Origin of the sequence: Affinundibacterium seohonense, from assembly GCF_014284305.1 — a bacterium.
In the GTDB taxonomy this organism is placed as follows: Bacteria; Pseudomonadota; Gammaproteobacteria; order Burkholderiales; family Burkholderiaceae_D; genus Undibacterium; species Undibacterium seohonense.
Map to the genome: position 1 here is coordinate 37089 of NZ_JACOFW010000029.1, position 12958 is coordinate 50046.

General features: G+C 47.4%; 11 protein-coding genes. 8 read left to right on the top strand and 3 right to left on the bottom strand.

The window, feature by feature from the left end; translation table 11 throughout:
- Positions 1–14: 14 nt before the first annotated feature.
- The 3 genes from H8K52_RS18225 to H8K52_RS18235 all read right to left on the bottom strand — a co-directional run bounded on the left by H8K52_RS18225 (position 15) and on the right by H8K52_RS18235 (position 3244).
- Positions 15–518: a GNAT family N-acetyltransferase gene (locus H8K52_RS18225; protein WP_186924339.1), complete on the bottom strand. Its 504-nt coding sequence runs from the start codon at positions 516–518 to the stop codon at positions 15–17.
- A gap of 148 nt (positions 519–666) precedes the next feature.
- Positions 667–1641 carry an MBL fold metallo-hydrolase gene (locus H8K52_RS18230; RefSeq protein WP_186924340.1) on the bottom strand — a complete coding sequence of 325 codons (975 nt, stop codon included), beginning with the start codon at positions 1639–1641 and terminating at the stop codon, positions 667–669.
- Between the two features lie 154 nt (positions 1642–1795).
- Positions 1796–3244 carry a hypothetical protein gene (locus tag H8K52_RS18235; RefSeq protein ID WP_186924341.1) on the bottom strand — a complete coding sequence of 483 codons (1449 nt, stop codon included), beginning with the start codon at positions 3242–3244 and terminating at the stop codon, positions 1796–1798.
- Positions 3245–3464: 220 nt separating this feature from the next.
- On the opposite strand from H8K52_RS18235, the gene ubiU reads away from it, so the two are divergent.
- The 8 genes from ubiU (at position 3465) to amaB (ending at position 12755) form a co-directional block, all read left to right on the top strand.
- Positions 3465–4469, top strand: coding sequence for a ubiquinone anaerobic biosynthesis protein UbiU (gene ubiU, locus H8K52_RS18240; protein WP_186924342.1), 1005 nt, complete (start codon positions 3465–3467; stop codon positions 4467–4469).
- A 557-nt stretch (positions 4470–5026) separates the two neighbouring features.
- Positions 5027–5932: a ubiquinone anaerobic biosynthesis protein UbiV gene (ubiV, locus tag H8K52_RS18245; protein WP_186924343.1), complete on the top strand. Its 906-nt coding sequence runs from the start codon at positions 5027–5029 to the stop codon at positions 5930–5932.
- Between the two features lie 8 nt (positions 5933–5940).
- Positions 5941–6387, top strand: coding sequence for a ubiquinone anaerobic biosynthesis accessory factor UbiT (gene ubiT, locus H8K52_RS18250; protein WP_246464670.1), 447 nt, complete (start codon positions 5941–5943; stop codon positions 6385–6387).
- Positions 6388–6582: 195 nt separating this feature from the next.
- Positions 6583–7338, top strand: coding sequence for a substrate-binding periplasmic protein (locus tag H8K52_RS18255; protein WP_186924345.1), 756 nt, complete (start codon positions 6583–6585; stop codon positions 7336–7338).
- 267 nt (positions 7339–7605) lie between these two features.
- On the top strand, positions 7606–8751 hold the full coding sequence (locus H8K52_RS18260) for an NnrS family protein (RefSeq protein ID WP_186924346.1): 1146 nt from the start codon (positions 7606–7608) through the stop codon (positions 8749–8751).
- 168 nt (positions 8752–8919) lie between these two features.
- Positions 8920–10176: a cysteine desulfurase-like protein gene (locus H8K52_RS18265; RefSeq protein WP_186924347.1), complete on the top strand. Its 1257-nt coding sequence runs from the start codon at positions 8920–8922 to the stop codon at positions 10174–10176.
- 12 nt (positions 10177–10188) lie between these two features.
- On the top strand, positions 10189–11097 hold the full coding sequence (locus H8K52_RS18270; protein WP_186924348.1) for a 5'-nucleotidase: 909 nt from the start codon (positions 10189–10191) through the stop codon (positions 11095–11097).
- A 140-nt stretch (positions 11098–11237) separates the two neighbouring features.
- Positions 11238–12755: an L-piperidine-6-carboxylate dehydrogenase gene (amaB, locus tag H8K52_RS18275; protein WP_186924349.1), complete on the top strand. Its 1518-nt coding sequence runs from the start codon at positions 11238–11240 to the stop codon at positions 12753–12755.
- The last annotated feature ends 203 nt before the right edge of the window (positions 12756–12958 follow it).

Genomic DNA, 12958 nt, shown 5'->3' on the forward strand with positions numbered 1-12958 from the left:
CAGCAGTCAGCGCACTACAATTTCAGCAACATCCACACTGGACAAGCATTGTGTCCAGTACTTCCCATCGGCTGGGAAATATGTTCAAAACCCATTTTTCTATATAGTCCTTGTGCCGCTTGCATATTGGGCAAAGTCTCTAGATAACACTGGGTATATCCCATGGCCTTTGCATTGTCGATGCATCGTTGAATCAGTAATTTGCCCAAACCCAAGCCACGAGTTTGCGGCAGCATATACATTTTTTGTAATTCACAGACCTCTGCCGGAGCGCCAGCTAGACCAGCAAAACCACCACCAGCGACAATCTCACCATCGATTTCTATCACGTAGTAAGCGCCTTTTTCTTGCTGGTAGTGTTGATACATATAGTCCAATGAAGGATCGGCAAAAGCGGAACCAACTTTAGGAACCTCCATCTCTATCAATACAGCACGAATCACGCGGGCGACTGCTGCGTTATCTTGTTCCTGAATTTCTCGAATGATGGGACGATTTGTGTCCGCTACGGTCAACATTTGATTCATAAACTTAAAAACTTCAAGGCTAAGTGAGAAACAGTATTGTCAGATCGATTGAAAATCCGAATACAAAAAAGAGCATGCCATATCACCGATATCGCCTGCCCTTTTTCCGCTTTTTATAGCATCAATGCCGATTTACAATTTACTTTACAGGCACATAGTTAACCGGAACCCAAGCATAGCCCTTACCTTCACTGCGCACATAGCCTAATCCCGGAAATGATAGATGCGTGGCACCTACCATATAGCCTTGCTTAGCTGCATCCGCATAGGCCTTCAGTCGTTGAGCCATTGCTGCTTTGCTGTCACTATCAAACGAGATTGTCACCGTCGGGTTTTCAAACTGCACCGCGGCAACATGCATTAAATCGCCCCATAGCATGAGCTTTTGACCTTTGCTCTCAACCAAATACACACTATGGCCTGGTGTATGACCGCGTGCTGCGACTGCTTTTACGCCAGGAACTAATTCTGTATCACCGTTGAAGGTTTTGAATTTTCCAACTTTAAGGTAGGGATTGACCGATGCCATTGCTCCCTGAAACCCGCCCTTTGCGTCTGCTGGTGCTTTGTCCAAGTTGGCCTGACTTAACCAAAAATCGGCATCATGTTGATCAGCGCGCACGATGGCATTTGGAAAAGCGAGTTGATCGCCATTCATTAAGCCACCGACATGATCGCCATGCATGTGTGTGATATAGACCTCATCCACTTGCTCAGGTGAATAACCAGCAGCTTTTAAACTGTTTGCCAAGCGCCCGAGAGTTGGGCCAAACAATGTCGCGGCACCAGTATCAATCAGCACTAATTTACTTCCTGTATTAATCAGGTAGCCATTAACCGAAGTTGCCGTTGGCGTACTCAAATGATGTTTCTGTAAGGCTTTAAGTGTCTTTTCTGGCTTGGTATTGGTCAACAGTTTATCGACCGGTAATGCGACCACACCATCTGACAACGCCGTCACTTCAAAATCACCTAACATCACACGATAGTAACCAGGTGCAGCGGACTTTGTCATCGGTGCCTCGGCAAATGCAGGAACGCTTACCAAACTCGCGATCGCTGTCAAAGAGGCCGTCGCTACGGCGAAAGCCATACCAGTTAAACGAAATTTCATAAATTGCTCTCCAAATGGGGTTGATGAAAACTGTGTAGTCACTAGGTCATGTCAATTACATGTTGATTAGCGTTAGCTATCAAACCAAGGCGCACGATTATGACGCCAAATACAAAACCTTGCTGAACACGACACGGTTCACGACTTACGCACACTAATTACCAAATAGATTCTTCAATAAATCTGTTGCCTTATTTTTCTTCTCTTCTTTTTTCGGTGCTGACTTCTCACCCATATCTCCCATACCACCCAAGATCGAACTGAAAACTGACTTCACCCTGACCTTGGTCTGCCAATCTGGCTCCCACGCGATCTTCGGATCCTCGGGCCGTGGTGGATAGGCAAAATAAGCATCCGAACCGTAGGCAATCATACGTAGCATACCTGCACCACTGTCGGGAAAAATACCCTTGGGTATAGCACATTGTGTGGCGCTGGCTGGCATGATCACTTTGTCTTTCACCCATTTATCAGTATCTTGATTCGACTGATAATCGATCAAACCAAATCCAAAATCCGCCAATTCACTCGATGTCCAAACGATCATTTCGCCACTCGCATTGTCACCTGAGTTGCCATCTGTTTTGCCTCCCATCACAGACACAAAATAGCCACGCGCATGCGGAATAGTTTTCCAATCCAATAAGACCGCACCGTCTTTCTTAGTTTGTTTGAGTTCGATCGAGGGCATCAAATCTTGTGGCGCACCCAGACTCACTTTGAAGCTCTCTGGAATACCACTACCAACAAAATTATGTTGACCGATCAAGGACGCGGTATCGGGCACTTTTCTATCGTCAACCTTGTTTGGCCAAGCTGGGTGTCCAGGTTGCGAACGTGCGCCTTTGGTAGTTTTGCCACGCATCACAAAAAACTTCGCGTAATCCTCCATCGAAGCTGTCGCCACATCCAGGGTGCGCGGTTGCCCGGGACGTATGGTTTCTCCACAGCCCCAATACACAGAAATTTTTCCTTTGGGTTTTTCGTAAGTTGGTTCCACCGGATTTTCATCAACCGGCACGTGCTGTTGCACCACTTTTTCAGGAACGGGGGCATTCAATTGCAAGCTCTCACCTAAATTCATCACGGTCGGAATGAATTGTTTTGCCTCACTTAAGCCGGGATTTTTGCTGGTGTAGACAGAGACATCAACAAATCTACCGCTGGCGAATCCTAAGCTATGTGTATTTCCAAAAACATTGCCACGATCACTCGCACCACCAATCGCCCCTTTCGCCAAGCCGCTTAATGCACCAAAAAATCCACCACCAGATTGGGCGCCTTGTGCTGCACCGGCCATTAAATTTCCACCTGGCATATCGCTCGCACTGGTTGCAACATCGATGTAAGCTAAAGCGATAGGTGGCTTAACAACTTGGACAAGCTCTTTTACTGACGCAGCTGCTTTAGCCGGTGTGGCTTTATTTTTCGTCTGGGCAAAAACGCTGGATGGCAAACTAACCAAGCCCACAGCCAGAAGCGATGCGGTAATAACACGCATGGCAGACGAGCCCGTCGCATCGGTTTTAAAAGCGGCAAAGGATTGCATCGATTTATGCATGAGAAAAATAGAGTGGAGATTATTCGTACGACAGTTTTTCATGTTTGACTCCTAATGAGATAAGCAATCAAGAAAGCACGAGGAAGTACAACAAAGTACAAGGAAAAAGACATTTCATCATAGCGCAAAAAATAGGCAGCACCCCAAATTCATCACCAGCACTGTCGCGTAACTTGAACGTCCATAAAAAACTAAGTGACTTCCTTCATTTCATTGACCTAAGACAAAGACGGATCTGTCGAGGATAGCTACCATCTCGCCCATGAAAACACTCGATCTCGTAGCGCCCGCAGGCAGCTTATTCGCCCTCAAAGCGGCAGTCGACAAAGGGGCGGATGCCGTCTATCTAGGCTTACGTAATGCCACCAATGCCCGTAATTTTGGTGGATTGAATTTCACTGATGCCGATATCCGGCTTGGGGTGGAATACGCTCATCAACGTGGCAAACAAGTGCTGTTCGCCATCAATACCTATCCGCAATCTCGTATCGCGCACGAATGGCGCGCCGCAGTCGATACTGCCGTACAGCTTGGTGCGGACGCCATCATTTTGGCAGACCCCGGATTGATGGCCTATGCACGTCGCCGTTATCCGGATGTGCGTTTGCATTTATCCGTGCAAAGCTCATCCACCACCGTGGATGCGATTGAGTTAATGCGCGAACAATTTGGCATACGCCGCGCCGTTTTACCGCGCGTGTTAACGCTGACCGAAATTGAAAAAATCATTCGTCAGACGGACGTTGAAATTGAAGTATTTGGCTTCGGCAGCTTGTGCGTCATGGCCGAAGGGCGTTGTCTGCTATCGAGTTATGTGACAGGCGATTCACCAAACAATAAAGGCGTCTGTTCGCCCGGTCATGCCGTTAGTTGGGAAGAAAAAGATAAGGTCTTATCTGCCCGCCTAAGCGGAACTTTGATTGACCGCTATGCGCCCAACGAAGCCGCCGGTTATCCCACCTTGTGCAAAGGCCGCTTTGAAGTCGAAGGCCAAGTCGATTACGCCCTAGAAGAACCGACCAGTTTGAATGCCATAGGCCTGCTACCGCAGCTACTCAAAATGGGCGTGAAAGCGATCAAGATTGAAGGTCGCCAACGTAGTCCGAATTATGTATCGCAAGTGGTTGGCACTTTGCGTGCGGCATTAGATTCCGCTGAGCGTGATCCTGAGCGATATACGGCAAGGCCGGATTGGAATGCGACTTTGGCGAAACATGCCGAGGGTGCGCAGGTGACGCAAGGGGCATTTGAGCGTCCCTGGAAGTAAGCGCAATTTGTAAATCCAATTTCAGGGCGCATTACGGCGTTGACTATGCTCGCAATACCGACGTATTGCTGTGCTTGGCGCCTAGCCCTGCATCCCTGACATTGAATTTCTAAACTACTCTTGATGTAGCAAATAGCTGGTTCTAAAAAATGAAACTTAACTAGAGAAGAATCAAAGCAAGGATACTCATCGTCATTCCTGCGTGCTTTTAGCAGGAATCCAGTGTCTTCGGTTAATCAACCAACGCCACTGGACTCCTGCCTACGCAGGAGTGACACTGATTAGAGATCGCCGTTAATCATGAACATTCATCAAAACTGATACTGAATTTTGTCCCTTTATATGTCGCATTAGAGAAGAATCAAAGCAAGGATACTCATCGTCATTTCTGCGTGCTTTTAGCAGGAATCCAGTGACTTCGGTTAATCAACTAACGCCGCTGGACTCCTGCCTACGCAGGAGTGACTCTGATTAGAGATCGCCGTTAATCATGAACATTCATCAATACTGATACTGAATTTTGTCCCTTTGTTTGAAAATAGTAACCTATAGAACTTATGAAACTCTCTCTCGCACCACTGTCTTATTACTGGTCTAAAGAAGCCACGATGCAGTTTTATGTCAAGGCGATGCACTGGCCTGTTGACATTATTTATCTGGGCGAAGTGGTTTGTTCGCGCCGCCATGTGATGCGTTTGCCGGATTGGATTAGTTTAGCGAAAGCATGTCGTGATGCGGGTAAGCAGGTAGTGCTATCAACTTTAACCTTGATCGATAACGAAGCGGATCGACGCGCGATGCATAAATTAATTGATGCGGCGCATGCTGAAGACTTGCTCATCGAAGCGAATGATTTTAGCGCCGTGCGTGCTATGCAAGGACGCCCTTTTGTCGCTGGTCCGCATTTAAATGTGTATCACACTGGCACCTTGAATTGGCTACGTGAATTAGGGGCAATTCGCTTTACCCCACCGATAGAATTAAGTGGTGCGGACCTAGCGGCATTGCAAGGGCAACGACCAGTTGGATTAGAAACCGAAGTGCAAGTATGGGGGCGCATGGCGCTGGCCTTTTCTTCACGCTGTTTCACTGCGCGTCATCATCGTCTACGCAAAGACAATTGCGAATTTCGCTGCGAACATTATCCCGATGGCTTGGCATTGCAAACCCGTGAGCACAGCGATTTTCTGACCATCAATGGCGTACAAACCCAAAGCGCGAATTGTCTGGATTTAAGCCCGCAAATTCCTACCCTGAAGAATCTACATGTCGACATCTTGCGTCTGCAAGTGCAATCCGAGCATATGGAACAAATAGTCCACGCCTTCGATAGTGCGCGCCGGCTTGAGCAAGTGGCAGCAATTGGGCCTGCATTCCTACCGCCTCAATCAGCGCGCTGCAATGGCTATTGGAACGGAAGCTCCGGCATGCAATGGCAAACCATTCCAATTCAAGCAATCTAAACTTACTTATGATGAACTTCACTGATTTTCGTTTCCCCCAAGTCTTCGGCAAAATCGGCCAACGCCTCCCCTCACCTGTCGCCAGCGCACCTCTGATGTTGATGTTAGAGCTAGCACGACAACGCAGCTGGCTCATCGCGCCTGAGAATCTCTACGGCAGAACATTTCAAATTCACGTCGAAGATCTCGGCTTACGTCTATGCTTTCGTTGCAACCATGGCCGCTTCAAAGCTATCCCACTTCAAGCCACCGACGTCAGTCTCACAGCCTGCGCGATGGACTTCTTAAAGTTGGCAACCGCCTTAGAAGACGCCGATACCTTATTCTTCCGTCGTCGCTTAAAAATCGAAGGCGATACAGAATTGGGCATTGCGGTGAAATACTGGATCGATGCGAGTGAACGTCCGGCTTGGCTTCATCAGCTTGCAGAAAAATTGAGTGCGGGTGCAACATAGCATCATCTAATCAACGGCGAATCAGACCAGACTCTGATAAGGGGAATATCGGGGAAAAATCATGATCACTCCTCCCCTGTTTTTAGGTCCTTTTCTCGATATTTTCCGCGTATTTTGCAGTTCACTTGTTCTATCCAAGCTTGCCAAAACTGTGATAAATTGCATTTGACACGAAATAAATCAAGGCAATTCCCCATGCGGCAGTCCCTCTTAAAAAGCTTATTTCTACTTTTGTTCACAGGCAGTTGTCACGCTTTAGAGCCTATCCGAGCATGCGGTGGCGATAGTAATTGGCCGCCGATGTCGTATATTTCTGAAGAAACAAAATCCATACAGGGTCTTTCCGTACAGGTATTAAAAGAAATTTTCTTAAAGCCTACTCCTGAGTTCAAACTACGTCCTTGGGCTCGTTGCATGTCGGAAGTAGAATCCTTGCAGGGAAGCGACTTAATTATGTCCAGTTTTAGAACACCAGAGCGCGAACAAAAATTTTATTTTTCTCGGCCTTACTTTAACCTAACCCCGGCATACTTTTTTGCGCGTCAGCGCTTCGCTCAAGCACCGATCACAACACTCAGGGATCTCAGCCAATATAAAGTCTGCAGCCTGCATGGTGCTGCCACATCCTACGTTGGAAGTGCCGCTTCTCAAATCGAAAGTGGAGCTACCAACTATTTGAGCTTGATTCGAAAAATCGATCGTGGACATTGTGAAATTGTTGTTGACATGAAGGAAGTATTCCTTGGTTTATCGAAAATTGGCGTGGCGCCTTTCGACGCCGCACACTATAAGATCTTGGTGCTCCCCGAAACACAGCAACTCCCCTTACATTTCGCCATCAGCAAACGACATCCTAATGCAAAGAAAATTTTAGAAATGCTCAATAAAGGTATCGCTACGCTTGAGAAAAACGGTAAATTAAAGCAATTAGCTGATCGCGATTTTAAGTAATAGGTAGTCTATTTTTGCAGAAATTTCCATCGCCCGCACCTCAATCGAACTGTCTTATCAGTTTAAATTGATAAAAATATTCAAATCCCAATCAAAACTTGATAAGTATCTAGTTTTTCTACATCCAGATCACGCATTCGCTAACACATCATCGCTTCAGGACTAGACTTTCAACATCCATCTTGTTCTCTATCAAAATTCGACGGCGCATTTAAGATTATGCTGATCGCCATTCTATTTGTATCATCCTAGCCTCAAGAGACTGTCATGAAACGCCTAGCCCTCGCCCCTCACCGCCTGTATTTTTTTCTAGGTGCCATTGCCGTCTTGATTCTATTTTCATGGTGGTGGTTGCATGTACAAAGCGGTCGTAGCTTGGCGGTGCCTTTACATGCTTTATTGATGCCTTTGGGTGTATTTCCTTTGTTCATTTTAGGTTTCACTTTCACCGCTGGACCAAAGTGGTTGACGGTGGATGAACCGCCGCATAATTTCTTACTACATGGCGGCACTTATTTCGGGGGCTTGGTGTTGGTGTTGATCGCTTCCACTTTGGAATTGCCACCTTTGCGTATGTCGGGCTTTGCCTTGATGTTAGCGGCTTGGTGTGCGGTGACTTTGCGTTGGGCGCGCTTAATCATCCATAGCCAGGTCAAAGACAAACGACATCCGCAGGCTTTATTGCTGGCCATGACGGGTGGCGTGTTGGCTATATTCTCCGCGTTTTTATGGAGCGCGGGTCTCAACCTTGCTTGGATTGCAGCACGTCAACTTGCCTTTTTTGCCTTTTTGTTGCCGGTGTTTTTGACCGTATGTCATCGCATGTTGCCCTTCTTTAGCAGCAATGTGATCAAACCCTATGCCATGTGGCGCCCTTACTGGTTGCTGGGGTCTTGGATCGCTGCTTGTTGGGGCTTGGCGATTGCAGGTATCTTTGGCGCGCATCTGATCGAAGCATTGATTGCCACTTTGCTCAGTTTTAGTTTCGCCAATACCTCATGGCGCTGGGGTCTATTCCGCAGTTTGCAAAATCGCTTATTGGCGATGTTGCACTTATCATTTGCCTGGCTTGCGATTGTTTTTGCATTGCAAGCGGCTAGTGCTTTTGGCGCACAAATAGGCTCGACGATGGTGCATGCCTTAGCCCTAGGTTTCATGGGAACGATGTTAGTCGGTTTTGTTAGCCGCGTGAGTTTTGGGCATAGCGGCCGCCCTCTGCAAGTGAATAATCTATTATGGACGATTTATCTAGCATTGCATGTTGCAGCCTTGCTGCGCGTTGCTGCCAGTGTGACGACGATTCCGCACATGATGAGCATTTCGGCCGCCATCTGGCTGCTACTATTATTGACTTGGGTTGGATTGATGTTGCCGATCTATATCAACGCGAGAGCCGATGGACAGGCTGGATAATCAATCGATTTCGCCATTGATTTCGGCATCAACTGAATGTCTATTCGCAGGTGATTACGTATGACCGCACCTCTGGCTCTATCCCTCAACCGATACCGACTTTGGTTCCATTAGGTATCGGAATCATGGTATGTTTATGCCCGTTCCCACTCTGGCATCGACACGCACATGCAAGCTCTATCCTCAAACGAAATCAGCGCCGTACGCGCTGCATTTCCCGCACTTCAAATTCCAAATCAATGTATTTTTCTTGATAACGCTGGTGGTTCTCAAGTCTTGAAATTGGTCGCAGATCGAATTCACGACTATTTGTTAACAAGCAGCGTGCAACTGGGCGCTACTTATTCGACTTCTAGCCTTGCCAGCACAAGAGTCTTGGAGGCTAGAAAAGCTGTCGCTGAACTCATCAATGCAACGGATGATCGCGAAGTCGTGATGGGCGGCTCGACGACAGGCCTGATGTTTCAATTGATACAAGCTATCCTTCCTGGAATACAAGCAGGCGATGAAATCATCCTTACCAACACCGATCACGAAGCGAATATCGGTGCGTGGAAACGCCTGCAACAAGCTGGAGCCATCATCAAAATCTGGCAAGTCAATCCACAAACATTGCAACTCGACTTGGACGATTTAGAAAAATTATTAAGCATCAACACCAAATGGTTGGCGATGACCTTTGCCTCAAATGTGCTCGGCACCATCAACCCGGTTGCCGAAGTCGCGCGTCGTGTGCATGCTGTTGGCGGTCGGGTCTGCGTCGATGCAGTGGCCTATGCGCCGCATCGTTTGGTTGACGTGCAAGCCAGTGGTGCTGATATTGTGGTCTTCAGTTTTTATAAAGTATTCGGTCCGCACTATGCTGTGTTGTGGGGCAAATTCGAACTCTTGCTTGGGCTCGCGAATTTGAATCATTTTTTTATCGCCGAAGATAATCTACCCTACAAGCTGCAACCGGGAAATGTGAATTTTGAATTATCGTATGGTTGTCAGGGAATTGCCGATTATTTAGTTGATATGGGTGAACGCTTCGGTGGCAGCGGTAGCCGTCGTCAATTAATGCAATACGCGTTTGATAAATTTGAAGCGCACGAGAACTATCTCGCGCAAAGACTGCTGGATTTCTTGAATTCGAAATCCGGTGTGCGCATCATAGGAATGCGCGAAGTTCATGAAGGCGACGCCACCCGTGTACCAACGATTAGTTTTGTCGTAGAGAATACGCAATCGGAAACGATCGTCAAACACATCGATCAATTCAACATCGGCATACGTTTTGGTGATTTTTATGCGCGTCATTTGATCGAGGCTTTGGATCTGCAACAATACGGAGGTGTCGTGCGAGTCTCGATTGCCCACTACAATACGGTAGAAGAAATTGACCTACTGATTTCGCGCCTAAACACCATTCTCCCCTCAGCTTAAGACCCTACAAACATGCCTTACTCACTCGACAAATTATTGGTTATTGGGATTTCATCGCGTGCCTTGTTTAACTTAGAAGCAGAGGAAGCGATTTTCCAGCAACAAGGATTGGACGCTTATCGCCAGCATCAATTAGCACATGAAAATGAAATTCTCAAACCCGGCTCTGGTTTCGCCTTAGTCAAAGCTTTATTAAAACTCAATCAGCTAACGCCCGGGCAAAGACTAGTCGAAGTCGTCATCATGTCGCGCAATTCGTCTGAAACGTCTTTGCGTATATTCAACTCAATTGCCCATTACGGCTTAGATATTAGCCGTGCGGTTTTGGCGGGCGGTGCATCGTTGTCTTCGTACTTACAAGCATTTAATGTCAGCCTGTTTTTGTCTTTGCATGAGGACGACGTGCAAGCTGCGATCAATGCAGGCATCGCATCGGCACTGCTGTATCAATTGGCTGAAAATGTCGCGGACTTAGAGCAAATCCGCATTGCATTTGACGGTGATGCCGTGATTTTTTCCGATGAAGCGGAAAAAATCTACCAATCACAAGGCATAGAAGCCTTTGAGCAGCACGAGCGTGAGAATGCGAAAAAGCCTTTACCTGAAGGCCCATTCGCCCGCTTGCTAGTGGCGCTATCGTATATTCAAAATAATTTCAAAGCGCCAGACGGTCGCGCTCTGCCATTACGTACCGCCTTAGTCACGGCACGCTCTTCGCCCGCGCACGAACGTGTGATACGTACTTTACGCGCTTGGAATATCGCGATTGATGAAACCTTCTTTATGGGTGGAGTGAATAAATCTGCTGTGCTGGCGGCATTTAAACCGCATATGTTCTTTGATGATCAACATGGACATTGTATGCATGCGTCTAGCGTTGTGCCGACTGGTCGAGTGCCTTACAAACAAGAAGTCTTGTGACAAATCGCGAAGCGTGAAGTTTTATTCCTTTTCTTCACCAAGTCATAACTTTATGTCCTTTGTTCACTCTATCTGAATTGGCTACACTACAATCAAGCTACACTTTGCATTCATCTCACTACCAATAATAATTGACCGCTATGACATCCAACATCCACCATTTACTAACCGAACTCGGGATTAATTTGGCTGACTATCAAGGAAATGACATTCCTAGTATTTCACCAATCAATGGCTTGCCCCTTGCAAACCTACGTGCAGACAATACAGAACAAGTTACCAAAAAAATTGATCGCGCCCACGCCGCTTTTTTGGATTGGCGCAAAGTACCGGCACCACGCCGTGGTGAAGTTATTCGTTTATTCGGTGAAGAGCTGCGCACACACAAAGCGGCTTTGGGTCAAATCGTGACTTTAGAAGCTGGCAAAATTTTGCAAGAAGGTTTGGGCGAAGTCCAAGAAATGATTGATATCTGCGACTTCGCGGTTGGCTTATCCCGCCAGTTGTACGGCTTGACGATCGCCTCTGAGCGTCCGGGACATCGCATGATGGAAGTCTGGCATCCTATCGGTGTAGTGGGCGTCATTTCCGCTTTTAACTTCCCTGTCGCGGTATGGGCTTGGAATGCCGCACTCGCCTTCGTGTGCGGTAATAGCGTGACCTGGAAACCATCAGAAAAAACACCATTAACCGCAGTCGCAACCCACGCTTTGTTTATGAAAGCGGTCGCACGTTTTAATGCCACTGGCAATGATGCACCAGAAGGTTTAGCCGAATTGATTATCGGCGCCCGCGACACCGGAGCGCAAATGGTGGAAGACAAACGCGTCGCCTTAGTATCTGCCACTGGAAGTACGCGTATGGGACGCCAAGTGGCTGAAGTATGTGCCAAACGTTTGACACGCACCATCTTAGAACTAGGCGGCAATAACGCTATGATCGTCGCACCAAGTGCTGATTTGGAAATGGCGGTACGCGCGATTACCTTCTCCGCCGTCGGCACTGCTGGTCAGCGTTGCACCACTTTGCGCCGCTTATTTGTTCATGACAGTATTTACGACACCATCGTGCCACGTTTAAAAAAGATTTACGCTGGTCTGCCGATTGGCAATCCACTAGAGAAATCCACCTTGATTGGTCCACTAGTTGATCAAGCCGCATACGAAGCTATGCAAACTGCGCTGAACGCAGCAAAAGCGGATCAAGGCGAAGTATTTGGTGGTGAACGTGTGATGGTCGCTGGCTCTGAGGCTGGTTACTACGTGCGTCCATCGATCGTAGAAATGCCAACGCAGACTGCACACATGCACCACGAAGTCTTTGCACCGATTATGTACATCGTGCGCTATACCGATTTACAACAAGCAATTAACTGGAACAATGAAGTACCACAAGGCTTGTCCTCCAGCATTTTCACCACCGACATGCGCGAAGCCGAATTGTTTATGTCTGACGTCGGCAGCGATTGCGGCATTGCCAACGTCAACATCGGCCCATCCGGCGCAGAAATCGGCGGTGCATTTGGCGGTGAAAAAGATACAGGCGGTGGTCGTGAATCAGGCTCGGATGCGTGGAAAGCGTATATGCGCCGTTCTACCAATACGGTCAATTACAGCCATTCTTTGCCTTTAGCACAGGGAATTAGTTTTGATATTTAGTACTAAGTCGATTTAAGAAATTAAACTACCGAGGCGCTGCAAGTTGTCATTCCTGCGCAGGCACACTAGTGTCCGGAATAATTTGCTTGACTAAGCTGTAGGGTGTTGCAGGGATTGGTTTACGAGTGTTAACCTCGGTTTGCCGACTAAAAAACCAAACCTGCAACATGTTTAGAATAACCAATTTTCAAGAAATAATGAAG